The following is a 26,283-nucleotide window of genomic DNA, read 5'->3' as shown; positions in this document are numbered from 1 at the left end:
GCGCCCTTGAAGAACCGGAAATCAGAATGTCGGACACGGCAGCAGGCGGACAGAACGGGACACCGGACCCGGCACCGAAACAACCGGGGCCGGCAGCAGGTGAGCAGCCGGGTGTAAGCCTTTCGGGTCTGCCAGGCCTTCAGGAGCTTATCGATACCCTGCGCAAGGGCGATGTCGGTCTGGCCACCGGCATTCTCGTCATCCTGACGTTGCTCATTCTCCCGATGCCGCCGATGATGCTGGACACGTTTCTGGCGGTATCAATCATCTTTTCCGTCATGATCCTCATGACGGGGCTGTTCATTCAAAAGCCGCTTGAGTTTTCGTCCTTTCCGACCGTGCTTCTGATCGCGACAATGCTGCGGCTCGGGCTCAACATCGCCTCGACACGCCTGATCCTGTCCAATGGCCATGAAGGCACGGCAGCGGCCGGAAATGTCATTCAGTCGTTCGGCAATCTTGTCATGGGCGGCAATTTCGTCATCGGGATCATCGTCTTTGCTATTCTGGTGATCGTGAACTTCATCGTTATCACCAAGGGCTCCGGCCGTATTGCGGAAGTTGCCGCGCGCTTTACCCTTGACGCCATGCCGGGCAAGCAGATGGCGATCGACGCGGATCTTTCCGCCGGGCTCATCGACGAGGCGGAAGCCAAGGCACGGCGCAAAGCACTCGAGGATGAAAGCTCCTTCTTCGGAGCCATGGACGGTGCTTCGAAATTCGTGCGCGGCGATGCGATTGCCGGTCTTCTCATCACCTTTATCAACATTCTCGGCGGGATCTTCATCGGTGTCGCACAGATGGATCTCAGCTTCTCGGAAGCTGCAAACAACTACACGCTCCTGACGATCGGTGACGGGCTCGTGTCCCAGATCCCGGCACTCATCGTCTCGACAGCAGCTGGTCTTCTGGTGTCCAAGGCGGGCGTTCATGGTGCAGCCGACAAGGCCCTTGCTAGCCAGTTTACCGGCTATCCGAAAGCGCTCGGCATGTCTGCCGCCGTGATGGTGATCCTGGCGCTGCTGCCTGGCATGCCGATGGTGCCGTTTCTCGCACTGGCAGGTATTGCAGGTTATCTGGCGTACAGAGTTAGCGCTGGCAAGAAACAGGAAGCCGCCAAGGCGGAGCAGAAAAAGGCTGTCGAAGCGGCCCCGAAACCGCCACCTGAGCCACCGATCACTGATGCGCTCAAGATGGATGAGTTGCGCATTGAACTCGGCTACGCGCTGCTGCCGCTGATCAACGGCAAGGCGCAGGGCGACGGCGACGTTCTGACAGAACAGATCAAGGCGCTGCGCCGGCAGGTTGCGGGCGACATGGGCGTGATCATGCCGCCTGTGCGCATTCTCGACAACATTCAGCTCGGTTCCAACGACTATGTCATCAAGGTAAAGGAAGTCGAGGCGGGCAGGGGCATTCTGTATCCGAACCATTTCATGGTGATGGACCCGGCGGGTGGCCAGGTGAAGCTGCCCGGTACTCACACCACGGAACCGACATTCGGGCTCCCGGCAACCTGGGTCGAAGCACAATACCGCGAAGACGCGTCGCTGCGCGGCTATACGGTGGTCGACCCGGCAACGGTTCTTTCCACGCACCTGACGGAAACGATCAAGACCAATATCTCAGAGCTCCTGACTTATGGCGACGTGCAGAAGTTGCTCAAGGAGCTGCAGGGCGAACAGGCCAAGCTGGTGGAGGATCTTGTTCCCTCGCAAATCACGGTCTCGGGTCTTCAAAGGGTCCTTCAGGCCCTGCTCGACGAGCGGATTTCCATTCGCGATCTCGGAACCATTTTGGAAGGCGTCTCAGAGGCGACCGGCATGACCCGGAACACCGATACGATCGCCGAGCATGTACGCTCGCGGCTCGGCCGTCAGATCTGTGCTGCCAATCTTGCGCCCGGAGGTTATCTGCCGCTGATCGCGCTCTCGCCGCAATGGGAGCAGGCATTCCTTGAATCGATTGTGGGCGAGGGCGATGACCGCCAGCTTGCCATGCAGCCGAGCAAGCTACAGGACTTCGTGGCCAAGGTACGCGATGCCTTCGAGGCTGCTGCCCAGCAAGGTGAAGTCCCAGTCCTCCTGACCTCGCCGCAAACGCGCCCGTTCGTCCGCTCCATCGTTGAACGTTTCCGTGCGCACACGACCATCATGAGCCAGGCAGAAGTTCATCCGCGCATCAAGCTGAAGACGGTTGGGTCGGTATAACGACAATATCGTCTGCGCGTTTGCTTTCTTGATATGTGCAACTGCAATCTCTTCAGGCAGACCAGAAGGCATCGCTTTCGGCAGGCAGTGCTTCGACCATCCAGATCTGTTGCATCTTTTGGCTTTTTACTGTGACGAGATAGGCGGCGAAATTGTGTAGTTTGCGACCTTTGCGAGAGGCTCTGACCTCGATCATGAGCATGACCTGTTCCGCGCTTATCTCCGCAATCTGGCTTATCGTGAGCTTGGGCTGCACTGTTGGAATGTCCAGCTGTTCGATGAGGCCCATGTAGGCATCGCGGCCGTTGACCTTCCGCGTACTGCCGTCGCCCTGCGTGACATCTGCCACCAGATCCTCGGCAAGGCATTCCGCCATGGCCGGAAGATCGCCGGCATTGAACGCTTCGATGAACGACGTGACGATCTCAATATTTGACGGACTGGCTTTTGTCATCAGAACCTCCCACGGCGAGCCGAAACTATACCCGGTTTCAGTCTGCTACCGTGCCGGTACCGCCGTTATGTGTACCGTATTCTACGTGCAAAACTCAACGAGACAGTAATCAAGCAAAGTAGTGGTGTGTAATTATTTGAGATTGAAACCTTGAAAATTACACCAGCATATGGTTAACGTAGAGTTGGATTTTGTTATGATCCAATTTATTTGTAATTTCTTAGTATTTTATATTGCGTCTGACAAAATTCAATATTTTATGATTTGTAATCAAGAGGTTGCGATATGTTGCGAACAATTTATACCGGCTTATCTTTCTGGGCAATTTTATTAGCGTCTGTCTCGTCGCAGGCCGCATCCGTCATGCCAACCTTTACCGATCAGGGTATTGATACTTCCGGTACAGCGACGTCAACGCGTATGTACAGAGCAGATCTGACGGGTCTGGGTTTGACAGAAATCAGTGCGATCACGCTGACCGATTCCAACTCCGGTGTTGGGGGATCCACTGGGATTTACTCCGGCTTTGACCTTGATGCTATTTTTCTTGATGTCGATGGTTTGTTGACGACGGACGGCGATCGCTTCTTCGCCGACAGTTTTCTGTTTACGGCGGGAACAACACGCCCGGGAGGGTTTCAAGGTCCGTCACCGTCCGGAGGGCCCACCAATGGTTCGATCGACACGACAACAGTTGATGAAACTGCCGCGACTTTGAACGACATTGATGGGATCTTCTTCGGGCCAGGCAGCCTTACGCTTGGCGACGGAGGCATCCTGACGGCGATCTTCAATCCCAAGATCGCGGTTGGTTCCTCGCTCTTTCTCTTTGCGGGCGAGGTAAGCGGTGATCCGGGTGAGACTTTGACTGGACTGGTGGAAATCTCGGACAAGCCGCCAACAGTGGTTCCGCTGCCGGCAGCGTTGCCGCTTTTGGCCGGTGGGCTCGGAGTTCTTGGACTGGCAGGATTTCGCCGCCGGAAGACGGCCTGAAGAGACAGGTATTAAATGAAAGGAAAGCGGCTTACGAGCCGCTTTTTGCCACTTGGGCCACGTGTATCGCTGACAAGCCGTGTGCTCCCGTTGCGCCTTCTCTAATCCGCCACGAGTCCTCGGAAGAGCGAGCCGCTTTAGCCTGTATATATGTGGATTTGAATGCTTAACCGAAAGGCCTGACGATCACCATTTTTGGCTGACCGAAGGGGCGACCAGAATCTCTCAAGACTGCCTTTTCCTGTTATCGCAAATAGTTCCGGCATCGCACCTGGTCAGGATAGCGATCGTGACACACGACAAAATGAACTCGATATCCGCCCGGGCAACAAAGACAAGGACGCCAATTGCAACAGGCGTCACAGCCAGCCTGCGAAGCAATTAACAGGCGAAGTCGGTCATATCTGTTCCTTGCAGCCCCTGCGGTTTTGCTTGAATGCCCTTCAAACAAAACGTGTATCCAATCGCAATTGACTATAATAGGGGTGACGCCGCTCGCGGAAACTCAGCTACCGTTTTCTGAAGGCTCAGACCAGTACGTTGATCCGTGCTGCGACGGCTGTCGCGTTGGCGTATGGGCCGGCCTGATTCTGGTTCTGGAAGATAAACGCAGTGCTTGCCTGTGAGGCCTGGGTGCCGATTGTCGCGAAGTTGTTGGCTATCGCACGCAGTTGCTGCATCCTTTCAGCGGAGGCCTGACGCTTCTGGGCCCATGCCTGATTGAAGTCCGACCAGGTGGACTTGCCCTGGGACCGGAACTTGTTGTGATAGTCTCTTTGGATGTAGTTCCCGACCTTTGGCATCAATGCATCTTTCCTGGATACCGACACAGTGTCCCAAGTTGTGGTTAACAGGGTGTTAAAGCGGTGCAATACGCAAAACGCGCCCTTGTGCTTTTCAAGGCAACTGCTAAGCCGGAGCTGAACTGCGATCTATCCCTGGATTTGAGATGACCAACCGCGTGCTTGATCTGAACGGCTATACAGATGTTCCGGACGGGAAAATTGCGTTCGTGGTCACGTTTCTGGAAATGTTGGCGCCGCCGCCATCTCCGTTAGCTCCTGCGCGGGACGATGTTGATCTGCTCAGATGGAACGCGCCTGACCTTGCTGCCTATCGCAGCCTCTTCCGGCAGGTGGGCGAGGACTGGATGTGGTTCGGCCGGCTGATCCATGACGATGAATCGCTCACGGAAATGTTGAACGATCCGGCACGGGAAAACTATCTGCCCATGATGGGCAGAAAACCGATAGGGACGCTTGAACTGGATTTCACTGACCCGCAGGAACCCGAGGTCTCTTATTTCGGCCTCGTGCCGGATGCCATTGGCGATGGTCTCGGGCGGTGGTTGATGGCACAGGCGGTCGAAATGGCCTGGTCTCGTCCGGAAACCAGGCGCCTTTGGCTGCACACCTGCACAGGTGACAGTCCGCAGGCCCTGCGGTTCTACATGTCGTGCGGGTTCAAGCCCTACAAACGCTCCATTGAAGTTGCCGATGACCCGCGCCTTCTGGGCCTTCACACCCGTGAAAGAGCGCCGCATGTGCCCGTGATTGAAGGTTAGGGCGGGAAGGTCCTGCGCTTGTCGTCTCAACGCCTCAGTTTCAACAGCGCTATCCCGACAGAGGTCTGGTAAAACAAATCGCAAGATCCAGAACCGTTTTTTCGGTTCTCAGATCCTAGGCACTCATTTTGACCCGTTCCGGGAAGGCTTCCGCGATGGACTGGCGGCTCGGCTCCAGAACGCCGCGTTCGGTGATAAGACCCGTCACGAGGCGCGCCGGGGTCACGTCGAACGCCGGATTGGCAACTGGCGAGCCCTCGGCAACGATATTGATCGTGTGAATGTCGCCGCGGTCGGTCCTGCCGGTCATCTGGCTGACTTCCTTACCGTCGCGTTCTTCGATCGGCACTTCGCGAACACCGTCCGACAGCGAGAAATCGATGGTTGGCGAGGGCAGGGCGACATAGAAAGGCACGTTGTTGTCCCTCGCTGCGAGCGCCTTCAAATACGTCCCGATCTTGTTGCAGACATCGCCGGTTGCCGTCGTTCGATCGGTGCCTGTGATGACGATATCGACTTCGCCGTGCTGCATCAGATGCCCACCTGCATTGTCGACGATCACCGTGTGCGGCACGCCGTGATGCCCAAGCTCCCAGGCGGTCAGAAAGGCTCCCTGGTTGCGCGGACGGGTTTCGTCGACCCACACATGCACGGGAATACCGCCATCATGCGACATGTAGACCGGTGCCGTGGCGGTTCCCCAGTCCACCGTTGCAAGCCAGCCGGCATTGCAGTGGGTCAGGATATTGACGGGCTCGCCCTTGCGCTTCGTCTCGGAAATGGCGGCGATCAGCTCCATGCCATGCATGCCGATTGCCATGTTGATCCCGATGTCTTCATCGCAGATGTCGTTGGCAAGCGTGAATGCGGCAGCGGCGCGGAGCGTCGGTTCCACCTGGATCAGGCTCTTGCGCGCCCGGTCGAGGGCCCAGTGAAGATTGACGGCAGTCGGCCGTGTTTCCAGAAGCGCCGAACAGGCATTGTGCAGCGCTTCGTCCGAGGAATCTGCCCGCATCGCAAGCGCGACCCCGTAAGCCGCCGTTGCCCCGATGAGCGGCGCGCCACGCACCTGCATGACCCGGATCGCGTGCGCGGCATCTTCCATTGTGCGCAGCTTTGCGATCTCGAAAGCGTAGGGGAACTTGGTCTGGTCGATGATTTCGACGCTTTCGCCATCCTTTGCGAGCCAGATCGTGCGGTACTTCTTGCCGTCGACATTCATGGGGCAATCTCCCGTACAGGGCGGACACGTATGTTCTAACTTTGCATAACCCATGATTTGGGGTGTGGCCAGCGCTGCCTTGCTGGCCTCAGGGTTAAAAATCTCTTAAAGTCTGTTAACCAAATTCGGATCATTGCCGGTGGATAGGCGGGGACAAGGGCCGTGTGGCCGTTTCGCGCCGAAGGGAGTCGGTTAAGACTTGGTTCACGAACGGCTGAAAAAGGAGCCAGGCACCATATGTCTGAAATGCAGGATAACGTCGTCCCACACACGCGCATTCGCTCCCTGCGCGATGCCATTCGCAAGGTGCAGCTCGGTGAAGTCGAACGCTCCGACGTTGTCGTCGAACTCCAGGATACGGAGCGGGCACGGCTCGATATGCTGGCAGACGAACTCAAGGATGTTTTCAAAGAGATCCCGGAGGATGACGACCAGTTTTCACTGCAGATCATATCCGGTTCGACCCCGCGGTTGTGGATTGACGCAACCAGCCACGTCGCTGTCGGCGGCGACCGCAAGACCTACCGGTTCTTGAAGGACACGCGCCTTGGACGGGTTGTTATACTGGAGACGGCAAACATCGACGACATGGCCGACTGCCTGACCGAATATATTGCCGAGCGGGTGATCGAACGGGAAAAAGCGCTGGAAGGCGACTGGCTCAACAACCGTCTCAAGCAGGTTGCCAACGAGTCCAAAGTCGTCCGGGTGCGTGAAAGCCGAACATCCTGGCTGGCTGTTCTGGGCGCTTTCGGCATCGGGATTGCTGCCGGTGTCGTCGGCCTCGTCGCATTCGCCTGGTTTGCCAATCCACTTTGAGCGCGCGTCAATTTCGTTCAACCTTGGAATGTCCGACCTGGTGGAACCAGCACCAGGATCCAGCATGGTTCTGGTCCGAATAATGCCTTGATGCGATTTGGATTGCTGAACCCTTGTCATCTCAGCCATGACACGGTCGGGGAGGCGAGTTTTTTGAGAACGTGCGTCTATCGATGCTTCAACCCCCTCCCGGAATTATGACATCCCGCTCTCGAAGCAAAACAACCGGTGTGTTCGGAGCATCGAAGCCGTGTTCTTCCATGCGACAGGCCCAGCCGGCATTGGTCTTTTCGATTTTGAAGAGATTGTAGCAGGCCGCCGGTTTATGTCCGCCAGGGACACTTGTTGCTGAGGGAACGCCAACCACCGGGACAGGGCCGTCCGGACCGTCGATTTCCTCAAAGCTGTCAATGTGTGTGTGCCCGTGCAAGATCAGTTCGGCGCCCGCGCGCTTGACCACCGCGCGGACACGCGACGCGTCCGACAGGCGCTTGTGCCACCCGGTGGCCTGCCTGAAGGGGGGGTGATGAAGCATCACCACGCGGAAGAGACCTTCTTTTCCAAGTTCCTCCAATTCCGTGTGCAGGCGTTTCGCCTGGTTGCTCCCGACCCGGCCGGTGGCAAACCAGGGTGCCGTCGCACGGCCTGTTGTCACGCCCACGAGCGCGATATCATCGCGCCGCCTGACATAGGGAAAGGTTGCTTCCGTTCTGGTGTCTTCAGGTGGCGCCGTGCCGGCCTCGTCGGCGCACATATAGGGCCACCACGCCGCGCGTGCACGGCGAACGGCACCGGGCACATAGGCATCGTGGTTTCCGGGCACGACAGAAACATCCTGAGGGTCGCCGATTTCCTCAAGCCATGTGCGTGCTCCGGCGATCTCGAGCGGAAGGGCAATGTTCACAAGGTCGCCGGTGACGGCGATATGGTCCGGCGCTTTTTCTTTCATGTCTTCGACAAGCTGATCCAGATAGCTTGCGCCCATGATCTTGGATCGGTTCCGGTGCCAGTTGAGGTAACCGAGAATGCGCTTTGAAACGAGCTGAAGAAGCTTCGGGTCAGGCAGGGGACCAAGATGAGGGTCCGAGAGATGCGCGAGCGTGAACATGAGGGCGCATCTTCAAATCAAAACGCGCCGCGTCAAGAAAATAACGCGGCGCGCTCAAGGCTGTTCAAATTTTTTGAACCATCAGGCTTTTGTTTTCGGCCGTCTGGCTTTGGCATCCGCAGGTACGACGTGTTTCTTGGCGTTTGATCCTGCGGTGCGCGTCGTCTCGCGCAGCGTCGCGTTCACAACATTTACGAAACCGATCATGTGCTGCTCCGTTTGCGGTTTGCTGAAGCCCCGTATCGACGGTTGTCAGTTCGTTGGGAACGTGGTCAGTGCAGCAACAATGCGCGGATTGCTGAGATCAACAGCCGGTTTCCACTGGTAGTGGGAAGGACGTTTGCGGCCTTTGCCGAAGAGTGCGTTCAACATTGTCATTATCCTTTTAGCGGTCCGGCAGCGTTTGCGCTGCCTTCGAATTCATCACTGTGCACGTTATATAGGCATTGGCTCGGAGCGTTACGAGCGATATTCCGTCGCATCTGCCCTGCAGAAAATGCATGGGTTAATAAAGTTTTACTTCACGAATTAGGCGTGCAATCTGCCGGTATGTTGAAACTTCTGTCGATCCTTCCAACACCCTGGACGAAACGAATTGTCCAGAGCGCGGTGCTGATCCGGAACCCTTATATTCTGGGGGTCCGCGTGCTTGTTGAAGACGACCAGCACCGAATTCTGCTGGTGCGTCATACGTATCTGGAAGGCTGGTATCTTCCAGGCGGTGCCGTCGATGGAGGTGAAACGCTCGCGGAAGCTGCAGCCCGCGAAGTGCGCGAAGAGGCGGGCATTGCGGCTGGGGGCACTCCCGATCTGCTCGGCATGTACCTCAATCGCGAGGCGACGGGCCGCGATCATGTCGGACTGTTCCACTTGACGGACTGGAGCGAGACTGCAGCATATCTGGAACCCAACTCCGAAATCGCCGAAGCAGGCTTTTTTGCTCCGGATGCGCTGCCGGACGCTTTGAGCCCGGCAACGGAACGTCGTCTGACAGAGTTCAGACGTGGGGACTTTCCGTCCGGCGCCTACTGGTAATCAAGGCGCCGGGTTTAAGGCCTTATGCGGCTGCCGGAAGCCGATCGCGGTTATGAGTTTGCAGGAAATCAAGCTCCGGTCCTACTGGAACAATCCGGGTCGGATTAACGCTTTCATGAGAGCCGTAATAGTGCTGCTTGATTGTCGTCATATCGACAGTCTCTGCGACGCCCGGCACCTGGTAGAGCTCCAGAAGGTAGTTCTGCAGGTTCGGGTAATCGACGATCCGTCTGATGTTGCACTTGAAGTGCCCGACATAGACGGCATCGAAGCGCACAAGTGTCGTAAACAGCCGCCAGTCTGCTTCGGTCAGGCGGTCGCCTGTTAGGTACCGGTTTGACGCCAGCAGATCTTCCAGATAATCCAGCGTTTCAAAAAGGGCTGTGACCGCTTCCTCGTAGGCTTCCTGTGACGTTGCAAAGCCGGATTTGTAAACGCCGTTGTTGACCGAGTGATAGATACGCTCGTTTATTGCATCTATGTCCGCGCGCAGGTCTTCAGGATAAAAATCCAGATTGGAACCCGTCAGGGCGTTAAATTCGGAATTGAACATCCGGATGATCTCGGACGACTCGTTGCTGACGATTGTTTCCTGGTGTTTGTCCCACAGGATCGGCACCGTCGCGCGGCCGGTATAGGTCGGATCCGCCTTGGCGTAGATGTTCCAGGCGTATTTCGCTCCCGTCAAAGGTTCTTGTTCTGCGAACTCCCAACCGTTTTCAAGCATGAGCGGTTGAACTGCTGAAAGACCGATTGCGTCTTCCAGGCCTTTCAGCTTGCGGAAGACCATTGCCCGGTGCGCCCAGGGACAGGCGTAGGAAACGAACAGGTGGTAGCGCCCCGCTTCCGCCTTGAACCCGTCTGTCCCGCTTGGACCGGCAGATCCATCTGCAGTGATCCAGTTGCGAAACGCTGCGTCCTTGCGGACGAACCGGCCTCCGCTGGATTTCGTATCGTACCATTGGTCTTTCCAGACACCGTCTACCAGCAATCCCATAGTGCGCTCCTTGACTTTCCTTTAGCTGAAGGTTGTGCGCCGAAGCTGAAAATCAATCAACTGAATGCTGTGTTCGGGATGCGTGAACAATGGCTTGTGTCATGAACGATGCAAAAAAGCGCTGGACCGGAAGGGGCTTGCGTGCTAACCGCTTTGCCTCACGAATGAACCGCCGGACTTTTCTCAATTTCCGGCGCAACCGAAAGACTGGGATCAATGACCGCAGGTCTGATGCTCCGACGACGAACCGACCGACGAGAAAGCTCTCGTCCGCTTCGTCGCGGCTGACCTGATCCCGGACCACAACCATCCTCATCTGGGCTATTGGCAGGCGCGCTTTCCGATAAAGACCGCTTGTTCAGGAACAGCCTCATGAAACAGACCACGTGGGTCATCCGGCTCGAAGACACCGCCGACAATACCGCCATTGAAGACCTCCAGGCAGAAGCTTTCGGACCGGGACGGTTCGCGAGGACTGCATTTCGTATTCGCGAGAACGTGCCGCACCGGCCGGATCTGTCCTTCGTCGGAATGGTGGGTCCGCACATTGCCGGTTCGATCCGGCTCTCGCCGATCCTGATCGGAGATACAGAGGCGCTGTTGCTGGGTCCGCTTACAGTCTCTCCCGATTTCAAGAACCGGGGGCTCGGCAAGGCGCTCATGCGCACGGCGATGAATGCAGCGGCGATGGCAGGCGACAAGGTCGTTCTTCTCGTCGGCGATGCGCCTTACTACGGGCCCTTCGGCTTTCAGCAGGTTCCTCTCGGACATATCTCGCTGCCTGGGCCCGTCGATCCGGCGCGTTTGCTGGTCGCTCTGATGAACGGGGCGGAAATGCCAGAAGGTGCAGTACGCGGCGGTTTGTGAAATCGTCGCTGCATTTCGCTGTACTCTGTGCGTTTGGTTGGACGGCAACAAAGAACGAGATGCTGAGTGGGTTCGTCTTTGGGAAAACCCTCGCTTAGGGATGATTACCTTACGAATTTGAACCTGGAAGCCAGTGCCATGATTGAAGGAAACTGCCTGTCCGGATGCAGCGTAGCGGAGATCCTGGAACTTGCGGTCCTTGCAGCAACTAAGGATCCGGCACGAGGCCGGGACGGCATAAGTGGATAAGCGGCGAAACACAGATCGAAAAGACCTACGGTTCACGTAAAATCTACAGAACTGGTTACATCTCGAAAAGTTCAGTTCGCTTCGAATTAAGAATTGCGCAGTATAGATGCCAGGGCAGGCATTGCTTGAGGCGCATTGATTTATGAAGCTCAGATATTTTCTACTGACACTGTTTCTCTTCCTGTCGGTAACCCCACTGTTGCTGTTTCAGGCCTGGCCTCATTCCGAAGTGCTCGAGGGTGAACTCGACGAAGTGCATGAACGTCATCTGCTGCTGGCAAGAAACCTTGCGGCCGCACTGGAGCGTTACTACCGGGACGTCGTGACGACGTTTGACATGTTGCTCGACACACCGGAGACCTGGTCCGACGCAAGCACGATGCTTCGCGTTCTCGACAATCTGAGCTTCAGGCATGTTTGCATTGCCGACTGGGAGACGGGTCGCGTGACGCTCACATTGGCGTCGGCTTCTGCGCCCTGTCCGGCAGTGATCCCGCAATCGGAGTTCGAGCGTCTCAAGTCACTCGTAACGCCCGAAGGTGTTGCCTTTGGCCCGGTCGTTCAAACGCCGGACGGTGAAAATGTGCTTCACATGGTCAAGCGTACGGGCGATTCACTGGCCATTGGTGCCGTAAAGACCACCTATTTCCGGGAGCTGGGCGAGGCGATCTCTTTCGGCGTTCGCGGTCATGCTGCAATTGTTGATCATCACGGTCGGGCGCTCTCCCATCCGCTTCCCGACTGGGTCGCGACGCGCAGGGACATGTCCATGATTTCGGCGGTGCAAAGGATGCTTGCACGCGAGACCGGCGTTGAGACCTTCTATTCGCCGGCGCTCAAGGGCGACATGATTGCCGGTTTCACCTATGTTCACCCAGTCGGCTGGGGTGTGATGATCCCGCAACCGATCGCCGAGCTGCAGCAAAAAGCCGACGATGCCCGCCGGTCGGCCGTCATTGTCCTGGTGATTGGCGTCGCGTCGGCGCTTGCGCTCGCACTCCTGGTTTCGTTGCGCGTGGTTCGGCCGATCGAGCAGATCACCCGCGCTTCTTCCAGGATAGCGGGAGGGGAAATGAGCTTGCCGGAAGTTCAGGGCTCAAGCAGATTTCTGCCGATCGAATTCAATGAACTCAGCCAGCGCTTCAGAGAAATGGTGTTGCGCTTGCGCGAGAACATGTCGACGATCAATGCGCTTGCCTATCAGGATCTGGTCACCGGTCTGGGCAACCGGACTTACTTGCACAAGCAATTGAACGGAGCCATATCGGAAGGCCGGCGCGGAACCTTGATGCTTATCGATCTTGATGGCTTCAAGTCCGTCAACGACATGTATGGCCATGATGTCGGCGACAAGGTCCTGGAAGCAGTCGGCGAACGGCTGTGCGCCGTTCTGGGCGTCAGGAAACTCGCAGAACATGAAGATGATGAGTTCAAGCAAGGGCCATCAGCTGCCTTCCGTCGTCCGCTGGTTACCCGTCTTGGAGGTGACGAGTTCGCAATTTGGCTTCCATCAGAAGACCATGACCGGGCACCCGGGCTGGCCGCGGAAATCGTGGAACGGATCAGGGAACCGATTGTTGTCTATGGCACGCAGACCATCATTGGCGCCAGCGTTGGTCTTGCTCTGTATCCGGAACACGGAGGCGACCGATCCAGCCTCATGAAGGCGGCCGATCTTGCAATGTATGACGCCAAGAAGGCGGGCAAGGATCGGTTTGTTGCCTATTCGCCGGCACTATTGACCGCGATCCTTGAGGAGCGAAAGCTCGGAGGGGAAATCAAGGCAGGCCTTCAAAGCGAACAGTTCTTTCCGCATTTTCAGCCTCAGTTTCGCTTGCCGGACAGAACCGTGACCGGGGTTGAAGCCCTGGTCCGGTGGAACCATCCAGAGCGCGGACTGCTGGCCCCGCCGGACTTTCTGGACATGGTGAAAGAGTTGAATTTGCTCGCCGACATCGATGCCTTGATGCTGGACCGCTCTGTTGCTCAGTTGCGCGACCTGAGCGAAAATGGCGTCAGCGTTCCCGCACTCGCCGTCAATCTGTCCGAGGAACGCTTGTCCTCACCGGAGTTTCTTGAAAGTCTTCGGTCACTCGGCGATTTGCCATTTGACGTGCGATTTGAACTTGTGGAGACCATGGCTCTCGACACGGTGGACGAGCAACTAGCGAACATTCTCGAAGAGGTCAGGCAGGCCGGTTGCAGCCTGGATCTGGACGACTTCGGTGTTGCGAATGCGTCGGTGCTGGGGTTGATGAATATTCAGCCTGCACACATCAAGATCGACCGCAATCTGATCTGCGGCATCCAGGAAGGCAATATCTTCGAGCGGATGGTTGGATCAATCATCGGCATGGGGCACTCTCTCGGCATACCCCTGATAGCCGAAGGCGCGGACCGGATGGAGCAGGTTGAAAGGCTTGCAGCACTGAACTGCGATTTTGCGCAGGGCTATGCACTGGCCGAGCCGATGGGGATCGATGAGCTTGGCGCGTTTTTGAAAAAACACTCGCAACCGAACTAAAAGCCGGAACAATCAGCGAGCTCAGAAGATCTTTTCCGCGCGCATGCGCACGCTATCCCTGACGAATACCGGGACGCCGCTGAATGCATGCGGTTGCCGTGGCGCCAAGGTTGGTCCTGTCTTAGCGGCCCTCGCGGTACCAGGTCAGCGACAGCATGCCAAGCAGCAAGGCGAGGCCAAGAAGACCGATCATGAGTGGATAACGGTCGACACCGTTGAGCACGCTTGCTTCTGTCGCCTTGAGGCCGATCCAGCCGTTTCCTGCGTAGCTTGCCGAGGTGCGCATCGAGACGACACGGGGAACATCCATGTCACCGCCGACATCCCTCAGCCGCTGCGTGCTGCCACCTGTCGCTTCGCTGATCGGCGATAGGACCTCGGTCGTTGACAGGACATCCGTATACTCTCGTGGATTTTGCGGGCCGACGTGGATCAACGCGCTCAAGACCCCGTCGGTCACGGAAAAGAGGCCGGTCTGCTCCACGGGCATGTCGCCGCGCCAGAGACCCGGGTCCCGTTCTTCCATCGTGATTTGCGTCGCGTCCCCGGTCGGGGCTGTCACGGTCACTTCGCCGACAGAGTCGCCAAGTGTCTGACGTTCAACGACCAGGTCGCCACCGAGTATTGAAACGTTGAGCGCTTCTTCCTCAAGATCGGGCTCCTGCATCAGCCAATGGGCGAGGCGTCGCAGGAGCGGGACGTGTGGACCGCCGCCTTCAAACCCGCGCGCCCAGAGCCACACATGGTCGGACAGGAGCATCGCGACACGGCCTTCGCCTTCGCGGTTAAGCACCAGCAGCGGGGAGTCGCTCGGACCGGACATCAGCTGATGCCCGGCATCAAGCTGTGTGTCGACAGCTCGGAACCAGCGGCTCCAGGCCGGAGGGTCCTGCTCGGAGCCCGGAAGGCCGCGCGTGACCGGGTGCCGCTCGCCAAGGTTGGCAAGAGTTGCGTAAAACGGTTCTTCCAGAATGCCACCGGTCGGGCTGGCAGGCAGGATCGGTGCCAGCGGCGTCCGGTAAAGGCTGCCGGCCTCGGCATAGTCGGGGCCTCCTGCCAGGAGCACGGCGCCACCGTCACGCACATAGCGGGCGATGTTGTCGAAATAAAGCATTGGCAGAACGCCGCGGCGCACGTAGCGGTCGAAGATGATCAGGTCGAATTCGTCGATCTTGACCGAGAAGAGTTCGCGGGTCGGGAAGGCGATCAGCGACAGCTGGTTGATCGGCGTTCCGTCCTGCTTTTCTGGCGGACGCAGGATCGTGAAATGAACAAGGTCCACTGACGCGTCGGACTTCAGTAGGTTTCGCCACGTGCGCTCGCCTGAATGCGGCGAGCCGGACACCAGAAGCACGCGCAGGTTCTCTCGAATTCCGTCAATGGTGACGACGGCCCGGTTGTTCAGGGTTGTCAATTCGTCCTGAAGGGGCTCTGCCTCAAACTCAAAAATATTGTCGCCGCCATGGGCAATCTCGACAGGTATGTCGATCTTTTCGCCGGTGCGGGCAGTGCGCTCGCTGACAATGGTGCCATCGCGCTTTACAGTCAGGCGCACCTGATCTCCTGGACCCGTGCCCTGGCCCTGATCAACAACTGTCAGGCTGACTGTCTGCTCAGATCCGACAAGACCGAACCTTGGTGCCTTGTCGAGCACAATCCGGCGGTCGCGTTCTTCGGGCGTGCCGGTGATGACGCCGTGCACCGGCGCGTCGAACCCGAGCGCACCGGCATTTTCCGGAACGTCATGAATTTGGCCGTCGGTCACGATGATCGCGCCACCAACCCGCTCCGGCGGAACATCGGCCAGTCCGTTCGTGAGGGCCTGAAACAGCTCCGTCCCGTTGCCGGAGCCTGAATTGCGTGCTTCAAGGACACGCAGGTCAAAGCCCTTGAGCGCCTCCACGCGGCGCTGGATTTCTGCGGCCGCCTCGTTGGTCGTGGCCTCGCGTTCGGCAAGCCGCTGGCTCTGACTTTTGTCGACGACAAGCGCGACGACGCTCGACAGCGGCTCGCGATCTTCCCGTTCAACAGCCGGATTGGCGAGTGCGAACAGCAACAACGCCATCGTCAGGGTTCTTAGAACCCAGCCTCGCAAACTGAGATAGCCCGAAAATCCGGCAATCAAAAACACGACTATACCGCCGGCGATCAGAGCCCAGAGCGGCAGCAGAGGGTCGAAGGAGAGTGACCAGACCATATGCGCTCCTATTGCCCCAACCGTTCAAGCAGTGCCGGGATGTGCACCTGATCGGCCTTGTAGTTGCCGGTCAGACTGTACATGACGATATTAACGCCGGACCGGAATGCATAATCCCGCTGTACCGGGTTGTTCGGCACTGTCGGATACATGAACTCGCCATCTTCGGTAATTGCCCACGCCGATGCGAAATCGTTGCCGGTAATCATGATCGGAGACACGCCGTCGCCGGCGCGGACCGGCCGATCGCCACGCGCTGCGATCTCCTCAAGGCTTTCCACCCAGAGCGGGCTGCCGGCATATCGGCCAGGGAAGGCATCGAGAAGATAGAAGGCCTTAGTCAGAACATGATCCGGCGGCACGGGCTGGAGCGGCGGCACATCCAGGTCTTCCAGGATCTCGCGGAGTTTCAGCGTTGCCGGTGTTGAGGAAAATCCGGAAGCCGAGGCATTGATGTGATCGCGCGTGTCGAACAGGATCGTGCCGCCATTGCGCATGAATGTATCAATGCGCGCGATCGTCTGGTCGCCCGGCTTGTCCGCGGCCGGGTCGATGGGCCAGTAGAGCAGGGAGTAAAAGGCGAGTTCATCACGGGCAATGTCGATTGCAACGGGGGCGCCCGGTTCCAGTGCGGTACGTTCGGCGAGGAAGCGGGTCAGGCCAGAAAGGCCAGCAGCGCTTGCATCGTCAATTTCCGGATTTCCCGTCAACACATAGGCGAGCCTTGTTTCCAGTGTCGATTCAAGTGCCTGCAGCTCATTTGACGTCGACTGCGCGTAGGTTCGCTCCGGTGCGATTGTCAGTGCTCCAGCGAGCGAAATCGCCATCAAGGCTGCAATACCGGCCGCACGGCTGCGCAGACCTATCCGGCTGAGCCCGCCCGCAAGCAGGAAGACGGCGATCGCATCAGCAATGAGCAGCAGGAAGGCGACCGTGAAGAAGAACGCTCTGAGGTCGACGGGATCGGATGCCGGGTAGGCCGTCAGGGTTGCGCGAGACCCGAGTTCTGTCAGGTTGAGCGGCAGCAGGGCATCGTCGGCATGCATCAAATTCAGAGCCCTGAAACCGTCTTCAGTGCCATAAAGACCGGGCGGTGTTCTCCGGCTCGCTTCAGCGTCTCTGAATTCGGCCGCGTTCACCGGTGTGACTTCAACAGGAGGCGCACCGAAGCGTCCATAACCATCGAGAAGCCGTAGCGGCGGCAAAACACTCTTGGTCGGAGTGCTGTCGGCTGCAGTCTCAGAAGCTGCCGCAACATTGGAGACGGCAAGGATCCTGCGCAGCATGTTCAAGAACACGCCGGACAGAGGCAAGTTCGACCATGCGCTGTCAGCGGTAACGTGGAACAGAATAAGGCTTCCTGCCCCGAGCGGGGCAGCGGTCACCAACGGCGTGCCGTCTTCGAGCATGGCCCAGGTCCGTTCGGGAAGATCCGAAGTCGGTTCAGCCAGCACTTGGCGATTTACGGTCAACTCTTCGGGAATCCTGAGGCCGGAAAATGGAGAGTCGTCCGGGAAGGCAGCGAGATGCTGAGGCTGTTTCCAGGAGAGTGATCCGCCAAGCGAACGATCGCCTTCACGCAGCCTTACCGGTATCAGCTCATCACTGCCGCCGGCCGTGCGCGGTCCGGCAAAGCGCACCAGCGTGCCTCCGTTTTCGACCCATTCGCGCAGTTCTGCGGCTGTCGTATCCGGCAATCGGCCGACATCAGCCAGAACAAGAACCGAGATGCCTTGGTCGATCAGTGCCGGAACCGCCAGAGCGATGTCGCCATCCTTGGGCTGGCGGATATCGGAAAACGGTAACAGCGCACGCTCAAGATAATAGACCGGTGAAAGGAGGGGCTGGTCAAGATCACCCGATTGACCGCTGATCAAACCAACGATCCTGCGGCGCCAGCTGTCGTCTACCAGTTGCACGGCGCCGGCTGCAGCCTCACCTGAGATTTCGACACGCGCGATGTCGTTGCGCAGTTCGCTCGGCAATTCGAAACGTGCCGTGGTTTCTGAAGTTCCCGCATCGAAGCGTGCCTGCACCTCGCCCAGAACCAGTCCTTTCAGATCCAGAGCCTGGACGCTGGCCGTGCTCCGCTGTTGATCGGGATGCCGGACGACTGTCAAGGAAAGCGCGTCTGCGTCGTTCTTGAGGTCCTTCAGACCAAGTGGCGTGTCCAAGCCTGAAAGAACGGTAACCGGAACGTCGCCGGTCATCGAGGCCAGATCTGCCAGAAAGGCATCATCGGTATGCGTGCTGTCGGACAGCCAGACTATAGAACCGGGAGGTGCTTCCTGCACTGCCTTTCGAAGACCGATGCTCAGCTCACTGCGCCGGGGGGCATAGGGGCGCGGCTCGAGGGCACGCAGTTTTTCAAGAGCACTTGCGGCGGCCTCCGGAACGAAGCTTTGGGAAGGACCTTCCGCCGTCGCTGCAAACAAAACCGGTTGGCCCGATTGTTCCGCAGTGGTCAGGAGCTGTTCGGCCGCGCTGACCTGCGCGTCCCAGCTTTGAGCTGAGGTCCAGCCGTTGTCGACAAGGAGCCAGAGCACGCCTTCACCCGTTTCAACGGGCTCTGCGGTACGCCATACAGGGCCTGCAAGCGCGATGATCAGAATGGCGGCAAGCAGCAGACGCAGCAGCGTCAGCCACCAGGGGCTGCGCTGGGGGGTCTCTTCGTGCTGGTCGATATCCAAAAGCAGCCGGGTCGGCGGAAAAGCGATTTCGCGTGGGCGGGGGGGCGTCAAACGCAAAAGCCACCAGATCACGGGCAAAAGCGCGAGAGCGGCAAGGATCCACGGTGCTGTGAACGTCAGGGGAAGGCCTGCAAACATCTGGCTACAAGCCTCCCTTGTTCATAACGTCGAGAGCACCGGATAAGGCGCTGTGGAGCACGAGGAGCGGTTCGGCTGCGGGACGGTCGGTATGATGCAGCACATAGGTCCATCCGGCACGCCGGGCCATGTCCCTGATTTCAGCGCGATGCGCCTGAAGTTTGTTTTGATAGTCTTCGCGCCAGTTTTCAGCACGCCCGGCGGTGAGACGCGTGCCGCGTTCAGGATCGGTAAACTCGATCCGCCCATCAAACGGAAAAGTCTCTTCGATCGGATCAAGTACCTGAACGAGGTGACCTTTGGCTCCTGTACTGGCAACGCGCGAGACCCAAGCGGCGATGTCGTCCAGTGGGTCCAGAAAGTCGGACACCAGGACCACATCGGCAAACCGTTTGATCGACATCGTGTCGGGCAGGGCAACCGGTTTCGACAGATGCGCAAGAGCGTCCGCAAGGCGTTCGGCAGCGCGCCGGTCGGAAAAAGGGCGCGTAAGGCCAGGCAGGCCGATACGTTCACCGGTTTCAGCAAGCATATCCGCCAGCGCGAGCATCAGGACGATGGATCGGTCCCGCTTGGAAACATCCGCGAGGCGCGACTGGAACACCATTGAGGAGGACAAATCGGCCCAGAGCCAGACAGTGTGTGCCGCCTCCCATTCCCGTTCGCGTACATAAAGATGATCATCGCGCGCGGAACGCCTCCAGTCGATGCGTTTAGCCGGCTCGCCCATGTTGAACGGCCGGAATTGCCAGAAGCTCTCGCCGGGACCTGCCCGGCGGCGTCCGTGCCAGCCAGCGATGATCGAACTGGCGACATGACTTGCTTCAACGAGAAGGTCCGGCAGCGCATCGGCGACGGATCTTGCCTCGCCGATAACGTTCGGCCATGTGTCCTGATCTATGCCTGCCTTTGGTGTCCGGGGATCCATATGGTGCGGGGCTCCTGCGAAAGACTTGAACTCAGGCGATTGTCTCTTTGACGCGCTGAATGACGTCTCTCACAGTATGACCATCGGCTCTTGCTGCAAATGTCAGTGCCATGCGGTGTTGCAGAACCGGCTCCGCCAGCGCAAGCACATCGTCCACGGACGGTGCCAGACGGCCATCGACCAGCGCCCTTGCGCGCACTGTCAGCATCAGGGCCTGGCTTGCACGCGGTCCAGGACCCCAGGCAATAAGCTTTGTCACGTCGCTGTCTGCCGAAGCTTCGTCGGGGCGTGCCGAGCGAACAAGCTTCAAGATGGCTTCAACAACGGATTCCCCGACCGGCATGCGGCGGACGAGCTGCTGATATTCCATCAGTTCGTCAGCATTCATCGCAACCTGCGCCTCGGCCTGCTGCGCACCGGTCGTTTCCGTGAGAATGCGCCGCTCGGCTTCCAGGTCCGGATAATGAACGTCGATCTGCATCAGGAACCTGTCGAGCTGCGCTTCGGGCAGAGGATAAGTTCCCTCCTGCTCAAGCGGGTTCTGTGTTGCCAGAACATGGAAAGGGCGGGGCAGGTCATGAGGGTGACCCGCGACGGTCACGTGGTACTCCTGCATGGCCTGCAAAAGAGCAGACTGCGTACGCGGGCTGGCGCGGTTGATTTCGTCGGCCATCAGCAGCTGGGAAAAGACTGGGCCGGGGATAAAGCGGAACGACCTGCCGCCATCGGTGGCCTGTTCCATCACTTCCGCGCCCAGGATGTCGGATGGCATCAGGTCGGGCGTGAACTGAATGCGCCGCGCGTCGAGACCCAGCACGGTGCCGAGGGTTTCGACAAGTTTGGTCTTTGCAAGACCGGGAACACCCACCAGAAGACCGTGGCCGCCGGCCAGGATTGTCACAAGCGATTGTTCAACGACCGTTTCCTGGCCGAAAATGATTCTCGCGATATCAACTTTCGCATCGCTGATACGCGCAACCGCGCGCTCTGCGTTTTCGGCAACGGCCGCGAGATCTTCATCGCTGGGGCTGGAGGGAGAAACAACGCTCATGAATCACCTTTCCCGAATGTTTATCCCGAACCTAGGGGCTGGCCGGGGCATTGTCTTTAGTTGCTGCGACTCATGCAGTCTGACACCATATAATTCACTAGATAAGGCGCAATTGTGCGCCATACAGTGGAAAGGTCCAAGATTCTTTCCGCGTGCTGGGGAAAAGAGTGGACCTGTCGGCAGTGCGCTCAGGCTGTAGTGTGAGCCGAGAGGCAAGGACTTGGCAAAAATCCGGAGGTCCGGATTATTCTGATCAGGATGGTAAATTTGATGTCAGACAACACCGCACCGGCCCCAATGCCCATGCCCGAGGGCCTGAAAGCCTTGATGAGCCGGGCGGATGCATCAGACAAGTCGCCGCCGCCGGTAGAAAAGTGGAATCCGCCGTTTTGCGGGGATCTCGACATCCGCATTGCCCGTGACGGGACCTGGTTTTACCTAGGGTCACCGATTGGGCGGCAACCCCTTGTCAGGTTGTTTGCGTCCGTCCTGCGCAAGGATGAAGACGGCAAGCACTATCTGGTGACACCTGTCGAAAAAATCGGAATTACAGTCGATGATGCCCCTTTTCTGGCTGTGGAGATGGTGGCTGCGGGCGAGGGAGAGGACCAGCAGCTGACGCTTCGGACAAATCTCGGTGAAGTGGTGAAAGTCGATGAAGATCACCCGCTGCGTTTTGAAAAAGAACCGGACAGCGGAGGACTGAAACCTTATGTTCTGGTGAGAGGGCGGCTGGAAGCACTCTTCACACGTGCTCTGATGTATCAGCTAGCTGACTTGATCGTGGACCGCAGCGGATCTGACCGATCCGAGACCGGTATCTGGGGCGGCGGACAGTTTTTTGAAATCGGTCAGGATTTGCTTAAATGAATGGAGCAACCATTTGATAGTGCGACAGCAAACCGAGACTGAGCAGCAGGCCTGATGAGTGCTACACTGACGCAGAACCCGCTTGAAGAGGGCGCGTGGCCGGAGACCATGCGTTCCCTGCTTCGCGCCGCAGAGCACTCAAGCAACCGTTCGGAGACCGGAGATCATGTTCTCAACCCCGACCTTCCACCCTATGCCAGGTGGGAGGGCCCACCCAGAGAGGCGGCGGTGCTCATCGGTATCGTCGAGAGGAGTGAGGGGCCAAGTGTCGTCCTGACCCAGCGGACAGGGCACTTGAAGTCACATGCCGGTCAGGTTGCCTTTCCCGGCGGAAAAATTGACCCGACGGACAATGGACCCGTTGAGGCTGCGCTTAGGGAAGCGGATGAGGAAATCGGGCTTTCGCCCAGGCAAGTCGAACCGCTTGGAAACCTCGCACCGTATCTGACCGGCTCGGGATATCGCGTCGTACCCGTCGTCGGAGCCATTCATGATGTGACCGCGTTCCGTCCCAACCCCGATGAAGTCGACGATGTCTTCGAAGTGCCGCTCGGTTTTCTCATGAATCCCGCCAATCATCAGAAATTGAGCCGGGAGTGGCAGGGCAAGCGTCGATATTTTTATGCAATGCCATTTGGCGAGCGCTATATCTGGGGTGTCACCGCCGGAATCATCCGATCATTCTACGAGACGGTTTATCGCTAATGCTGCGTGTCGCACTGACCCACCTGGTCCTCTTTTTACTCCCATTCATTTGTTACGCGATCTGGCTTTGGCTCACAAAGCGGAGCAAGCATCCCGATCGCTGGGCAAAGGGACCACTTGCGTGGTTAACGGTGACGGGTCTTGCGTTCGTCATTATCGGCTTCATCGTCATGTCGACCCTAAATCGTGGCCCCGAGGGCTCGAACTACCGGCCAACCCAAATGAAAGACGGTGTCTTCGTCCCCGGCGGGTTCGAATAAGATATGTCTGAAGGGCCTGAAGATACGCTTCGTGCCGCCGGCTGGCTGCACGAGCCCGGCTTGCAGGCCGTCTTTTCCGCTGTCGAACAGGATGGCGACACGGCAAGGGCTGTCGGTGGTGCGGTTCGAAACACGCTGCTGGGACACCCCGTCTCCGATGTGGACATTGCGACGACCGCGCGGCCCGAGGATGTCATGCGGCGCGCCAGCACAGCCGGCCTGAAGCCGATCGGGACAGGTCTCGACCATGGGACGATCACGATTGTCAGTGACGGCTTCCCCTATGAAGTGACGACCCTGCGTCAGGATGTGGAAACCTTCGGCCGGCAAGCGCGCGTTGTCTTCGGCCGGGATTGGGAACTGGACGCCAAACGCCGCGACTTCACAATGAACGCGCTATATGTCGACCGGCACGGCGCACTGCACGATCCGTTAGGGGGACTGGAAGATTGTCTTGCCCGGCATGTCAGGTTTATCGGCGATCCGGACAGCCGCATCCGGGAAGACTATCTCAGAATCCTTCGGTTTTTCCGGATTTATGCAGCGTATGGAAGAGGCGAGCTTGACCGGGAAGGTCTTGGCGCGTGCCTACGGCAACGCGACGGCTTGCGCAGATTGTCCGCCGAGCGGATCGGACATGAAATGCGACGCTTGCTGAGAGCTCCTCTGGCGCCGGATGCTATCAAACTGATGAATGATTGCGGTCTTTGGGAAATCGCCACGGGCGGATTGGCACGCGTCGACGACTACGCCGCACTCAGGCAGCTGGAGAGGACCGCAGATGAAACACGCGACCCCGAACTTGGTCTGGTGGTGCTTGCCGGGTTCGTGCGCGAGGATCTCGAGCGGATAAGCGAGCGTTTTCGGCTTTCGAATGCGGAACGCAAGCGCATGCAGACAGCCTGGTCAGCCAAGAAACGCGTCAAGCAAACGGATGCGGTCTCAAGCGCACCTTCTCTGATCTATGATTTCGGCAGGCAGGGAGCGATTGATGGTGCGCTGGCGGTCTGGGCGACCCGTATTGCCAGGAAGTCAGAAGAGACTTTCAGCTTAGAAAAGCTGCTGATCTCGCTGCGCGAGCTGGCTGTGCCCGAATTTCCCCTCAAGGGCGCTGACCTCATCGCCGCCGGCCACACCCCCGGTCCTGCACTCGGTGTCGTTCTGAAACGCCTTGAAGCCGAATGGAAAGACAGCGATTTCGCTATGTCGAAACAGCAATTGATCGACCTTTCCGGCAGCTCGTCTTAGCGTTTTTTTAAAGGAAATTGCGGCAAGATATCTGATGTTTTTCCCCAGAGTTAAGCCGGGAGATGAAAGTCTCAAGACTTGTTCGGGCGCGTAAACGAGACATTAGATGGAACTTGTACTTATTTCAGACGGGCAACTTTCCTTGGATTCACCGGTCAGGAAGCTCCCGTTTTTCCTTCCGGCCCGTCTGATTGAGATGGACAAGGTTTCGCCCGACACCGTCGCCGAAGGCAAGATCGCTGTTATTGAATTGCTGGGGTCATCGGACGCCGGGCTTACAGCGCTTAAGACTGCTTGGGACAGTATCGCCGAGATCCCTGTCATCTGCCTTGTGTCCCAGAAGAACAGGCGTGAAGTCATTCAGGCGGCTGCACTGGGCAAGACGGAAATAATCGAGCGTGATGCGCCGTTTCCGCTTCTCCTGAAACGGGTCAATGCGCTCATCGGAAGAGATATCCTGGAAGCTCTTCCCCGAAAAACGCCAGCATCTACGACTGCAGCTTACAAAAAGAGCAACATATTTCTGGAAAGCCTTTGCTTGTCGACGGTTGAGGGTGCGAAAATTCGCATCAACCTGATGAATGAGAGCGCCGAGGACATGTTGGGTGCGTTGAAACAGGACGGTCTGTCCTGTTGGATGAATGCCGTTGAAACGCATCACAGCGCAACATATTGCCATTCGCTGCAGGTTGCCGGTCTCGCTGGAATGCTCGCGAAGCATCTTGGGTGGTCCGAAGACGATTGCAAAGAGGTCATCGCGGGTGGCCTCGTCCACGATATTGGCAAGATGCGTATTCCCCTTACGATCCTGGACAAGGCGGGCAAACTCACGACCGAAGAACGTGCAATAGTCGACAAGCACCCTCAATTCGGGCGCGATATATTGAAAACGAGACTGGAAGTGTCGCCGAACATCAAGCGCATGGCGATCCAGCACCACGAATTTGTTGACGGCTCGGGATATCCCAACCGGTTGAAGGGTGACCAGCTGATCCCCCAAGTACGTCTCATCACCATCTGCGACATCTTTGCCGCTCTCACAGAAGAGCGTCCTTACCGTCAGAGCGTGCCCGCACGTACGGCCCTCGAAATGATGAAAAACATGGGGCCAAAACTCGACCAGAAAATCGTCGCGAAACTGGCCGACATGCTTTTCGGCCGCGCCTTCGGAGCGGTCACGCGCGAAGCGCCAGCAGCTTAGAAACCTGCAGCGGCGTTGTTCAGGGCCACTTCACGACCGGTGGCATCGACGACAGGATTGAAGCCACGTTGCCGCCTGTCTTGAGACCGAAGATGGTGCCTCTGTCGTAGAGAAGGTTGTATTCGACGTAGCGGCCACGGCGAATGAGCTGTTCCTCGCGCTCCGCTTCTGTCCAGCTTTTGGCGAAGTTCCTACGAACGAGTTCCGGATAGACGCCGAGAAAAGCCTCTCCGACCGATTTCGTGAACGCAAAATCGGCATCCCAGTCACCACTGTGAAGATAGTCGTAGAAAATACCTCCGATACCGCGCGCTTCGTTCCTGTGCTTCAGGAAGAAATAATCGTCGCACCACGCTTTGTAGGCATCGTAGTCGGCGACATCGTGTGCTTCGCATGCGTTGCGCATTGCCAGGTGAAAGGCCTGGGTATCCGGGTCGTCCTGGGTACGGCGGGCATCAAGTACGGGTGTCAGATCGGCGCCGCCGCCAAACCATTGACGGGTCGTCACGACCATCCGGGTGTTCATGTGAACGGCAGGTATATGCGGATTGTGCAGATGTGCGATCAGACTGATACCGGAGGCCCAAAACCTGGGATCATCGGATGCTCCCGGTATTTGTTCGCGAAATTCTGGCGAGAATTCGCCGTGAACAGTGGACACATGAACGCCGACTTTTTCAAAGACCCGGCCATGCATCATGGACATGACCCCGCCGCCACCTTTTGCGCCCGTGCTGTCCGTGCGTTCCCAGGGGGTGCGCTCGAACCGTCCCGCCGGCTTGTCTGACAGTGGCCCGGACAGGGAGCCGATCTCGTCTTCCAGATCTTCGAAAGACTTGCAGATCCGGTCGCGGAGAGCTTCGAACCAGGCAGGTGCGATCCGCTTCTTTTCCTCGATTTCGTCCGGGATCGGACCGCCACGGTTTGGCATGGAAGGAGCATTCATGAGACTG

General features: G+C 58.0%; 23 protein-coding genes. 12 read left to right on the top strand and 11 right to left on the bottom strand.

Annotated features, from left to right (window positions below):
* Positions 1 to 26: 26 nt before the first annotated feature.
* Positions 27 to 2,210, top strand: coding sequence for a flagellar biosynthesis protein FlhA (gene flhA, locus ABVF61_RS07015; protein ID WP_353992801.1), 2,184 nt, complete (start codon positions 27 to 29; stop codon positions 2,208 to 2,210).
* Between the two features lie 52 nt (positions 2,211 to 2,262).
* On the opposite strand, the gene ABVF61_RS07010 is transcribed toward flhA, so the two are convergent.
* Entirely contained in the window at positions 2,263 to 2,664 is a 402-nt protein-coding gene (locus tag ABVF61_RS07010) for a nuclear transport factor 2 family protein (RefSeq protein ID WP_353992800.1), read from the bottom strand.
* A 363-nt stretch (positions 2,665 to 3,027) separates the two neighbouring features.
* Between ABVF61_RS07010 and ABVF61_RS07005 the strand changes: the two genes are divergently transcribed.
* Entirely contained in the window at positions 3,028 to 3,657 is a 630-nt protein-coding gene (locus tag ABVF61_RS07005; protein ID WP_353992799.1) for a hypothetical protein, read from the top strand.
* A 527-nt stretch (positions 3,658 to 4,184) separates the two neighbouring features.
* Here ABVF61_RS07005 and ABVF61_RS07000 read toward each other — a convergent pair.
* Positions 4,185 to 4,460 (bottom strand): flagellar biosynthesis protein, encoded by a 276-nt coding sequence (locus ABVF61_RS07000; protein ID WP_353992798.1) that lies wholly within the window; start codon positions 4,458 to 4,460, stop codon positions 4,185 to 4,187.
* Between the two features lie 146 nt (positions 4,461 to 4,606).
* Here ABVF61_RS07000 and ABVF61_RS06995 point away from each other — a divergent pair, with 146 nt between their 5' ends.
* Positions 4,607 to 5,221 (top strand): GNAT family N-acetyltransferase, encoded by a 615-nt coding sequence (locus ABVF61_RS06995; protein WP_353992797.1) that lies wholly within the window; start codon positions 4,607 to 4,609, stop codon positions 5,219 to 5,221.
* A 115-nt stretch (positions 5,222 to 5,336) separates the two neighbouring features.
* Here ABVF61_RS06995 and mtnA read toward each other — a convergent pair whose 3' ends face one another.
* Complete coding sequence (mtnA, locus tag ABVF61_RS06990; protein ID WP_353992796.1) at positions 5,337 to 6,443, bottom strand: S-methyl-5-thioribose-1-phosphate isomerase; 1,107 nt, start codon at positions 6,441 to 6,443, stop codon at positions 5,337 to 5,339.
* 237 nt (positions 6,444 to 6,680) lie between these two features.
* On the opposite strand from mtnA, the gene ABVF61_RS06985 reads away from it, so the two are divergent.
* Positions 6,681 to 7,262 carry a hypothetical protein gene (locus tag ABVF61_RS06985; protein WP_299472740.1) on the top strand — a complete coding sequence of 194 codons (582 nt, stop codon included), beginning with the start codon at positions 6,681 to 6,683 and terminating at the stop codon, positions 7,260 to 7,262.
* Positions 7,263 to 7,440: 178 nt separating this feature from the next.
* Here ABVF61_RS06985 and ABVF61_RS06980 read toward each other — a convergent pair whose 3' ends face one another.
* Together ABVF61_RS06980 and ABVF61_RS06975 are read right to left on the bottom strand one after the other, a co-directional pair.
* A complete protein-coding gene (locus ABVF61_RS06980; protein ID WP_353992795.1) occupies positions 7,441 to 8,370 on the bottom strand; it encodes a metallophosphoesterase family protein in 930 nt (309 codons plus the stop codon).
* A gap of 81 nt (positions 8,371 to 8,451) precedes the next feature.
* Positions 8,452 to 8,577, bottom strand: coding sequence for a hypothetical protein (locus ABVF61_RS06975; protein WP_353992794.1), 126 nt, complete (start codon positions 8,575 to 8,577; stop codon positions 8,452 to 8,454).
* 342 nt (positions 8,578 to 8,919) lie between these two features.
* Here ABVF61_RS06975 and ABVF61_RS06970 point away from each other — a divergent pair, with 342 nt between their 5' ends.
* The gene (locus ABVF61_RS06970) at positions 8,920 to 9,405 is read left to right on the top strand and encodes an NUDIX domain-containing protein (RefSeq protein ID WP_353992793.1); all 486 of its coding nucleotides are present in this window, start codon (positions 8,920 to 8,922) and stop codon (positions 9,403 to 9,405) included.
* Between the two features lie 22 nt (positions 9,406 to 9,427).
* On the opposite strand, the gene ABVF61_RS06965 is transcribed toward ABVF61_RS06970, so the two are convergent.
* Positions 9,428 to 10,402 (bottom strand): glutathione S-transferase family protein, encoded by a 975-nt coding sequence (locus tag ABVF61_RS06965; RefSeq protein WP_353992792.1) that lies wholly within the window; start codon positions 10,400 to 10,402, stop codon positions 9,428 to 9,430.
* Positions 10,403 to 10,774: 372 nt separating this feature from the next.
* On the opposite strand from ABVF61_RS06965, the gene ABVF61_RS06960 reads away from it, so the two are divergent.
* Positions 10,775 to 11,269 carry a GNAT family N-acetyltransferase gene (locus ABVF61_RS06960; RefSeq protein ID WP_353992791.1) on the top strand — a complete coding sequence of 165 codons (495 nt, stop codon included), beginning with the start codon at positions 10,775 to 10,777 and terminating at the stop codon, positions 11,267 to 11,269.
* A gap of 391 nt (positions 11,270 to 11,660) precedes the next feature.
* The gene (locus ABVF61_RS06955; protein WP_353992790.1) at positions 11,661 to 14,042 is read left to right on the top strand and encodes a bifunctional diguanylate cyclase/phosphodiesterase; all 2,382 of its coding nucleotides are present in this window, start codon (positions 11,661 to 11,663) and stop codon (positions 14,040 to 14,042) included.
* A gap of 121 nt (positions 14,043 to 14,163) precedes the next feature.
* Here ABVF61_RS06955 and ABVF61_RS06950 read toward each other — a convergent pair whose 3' ends face one another.
* Genes ABVF61_RS06950 through ABVF61_RS06935 form a run of 4 tightly spaced genes read right to left on the bottom strand, consistent with a single transcriptional unit; the run spans position 14,164 to position 21,046 of the window.
* Entirely contained in the window at positions 14,164 to 16,239 is a 2,076-nt protein-coding gene (locus ABVF61_RS06950; protein ID WP_353992789.1) for a hypothetical protein, read from the bottom strand.
* A gap of 8 nt (positions 16,240 to 16,247) precedes the next feature.
* On the bottom strand, positions 16,248 to 19,067 hold the full coding sequence (locus ABVF61_RS06945) for a DUF4159 domain-containing protein (RefSeq protein WP_353992788.1): 2,820 nt from the start codon (positions 19,065 to 19,067) through the stop codon (positions 16,248 to 16,250).
* Positions 19,068 to 19,071: 4 nt separating this feature from the next.
* Positions 19,072 to 19,995 carry a DUF58 domain-containing protein gene (locus ABVF61_RS06940; protein ID WP_353992787.1) on the bottom strand — a complete coding sequence of 308 codons (924 nt, stop codon included), beginning with the start codon at positions 19,993 to 19,995 and terminating at the stop codon, positions 19,072 to 19,074.
* A 31-nt stretch (positions 19,996 to 20,026) separates the two neighbouring features.
* Positions 20,027 to 21,046, bottom strand: coding sequence for an AAA family ATPase (locus tag ABVF61_RS06935; RefSeq protein ID WP_353992786.1), 1,020 nt, complete (start codon positions 21,044 to 21,046; stop codon positions 20,027 to 20,029).
* 270 nt (positions 21,047 to 21,316) lie between these two features.
* Here ABVF61_RS06935 and ABVF61_RS06930 point away from each other — a divergent pair, with 270 nt between their 5' ends.
* The 5 genes from ABVF61_RS06930 (at position 21,317) to ABVF61_RS06910 (ending at position 25,330) form a co-directional block, all read left to right on the top strand.
* The gene (locus ABVF61_RS06930; RefSeq protein WP_353992785.1) at positions 21,317 to 21,916 is read left to right on the top strand and encodes a DUF1285 domain-containing protein; all 600 of its coding nucleotides are present in this window, start codon (positions 21,317 to 21,319) and stop codon (positions 21,914 to 21,916) included.
* A 108-nt stretch (positions 21,917 to 22,024) separates the two neighbouring features.
* Positions 22,025 to 22,621: a CoA pyrophosphatase gene (locus ABVF61_RS06925; protein ID WP_353993682.1), complete on the top strand. Its 597-nt coding sequence runs from the start codon at positions 22,025 to 22,027 to the stop codon at positions 22,619 to 22,621.
* Positions 22,621 to 22,881 (top strand): DUF6111 family protein, encoded by a 261-nt coding sequence (locus ABVF61_RS06920; protein WP_353992784.1) that lies wholly within the window; start codon positions 22,621 to 22,623, stop codon positions 22,879 to 22,881. Before ABVF61_RS06925 ends, ABVF61_RS06920 begins: the two co-directional genes overlap by 1 nt.
* A 3-nt stretch (positions 22,882 to 22,884) precedes the next feature.
* Positions 22,885 to 24,129 (top strand): CCA tRNA nucleotidyltransferase, encoded by a 1,245-nt coding sequence (locus tag ABVF61_RS06915; protein WP_353992783.1) that lies wholly within the window; start codon positions 22,885 to 22,887, stop codon positions 24,127 to 24,129.
* A gap of 106 nt (positions 24,130 to 24,235) precedes the next feature.
* Positions 24,236 to 25,330: an HD-GYP domain-containing protein gene (locus ABVF61_RS06910; RefSeq protein ID WP_353992782.1), complete on the top strand. Its 1,095-nt coding sequence runs from the start codon at positions 24,236 to 24,238 to the stop codon at positions 25,328 to 25,330.
* Between the two features lie 19 nt (positions 25,331 to 25,349).
* Here the strand turns inward: ABVF61_RS06910 and hemF are convergent, their stop codons facing one another.
* A complete protein-coding gene (gene hemF / locus ABVF61_RS06905; RefSeq protein WP_353992781.1) occupies positions 25,350 to 26,276 on the bottom strand; it encodes an oxygen-dependent coproporphyrinogen oxidase in 927 nt (308 codons plus the stop codon).
* Positions 26,277 to 26,283 lie beyond the last annotated feature (7 nt).

Origin of the sequence: Roseibium sp. HPY-6 (assembly GCF_040530035.1) — a bacterium.
Classification (GTDB): Bacteria; Pseudomonadota; Alphaproteobacteria; order Rhizobiales; family Stappiaceae; genus Roseibium.
Note: the sequence above shows the minus strand (reverse complement) of the source record. Positions and strands in the feature narration are given on the sequence as shown.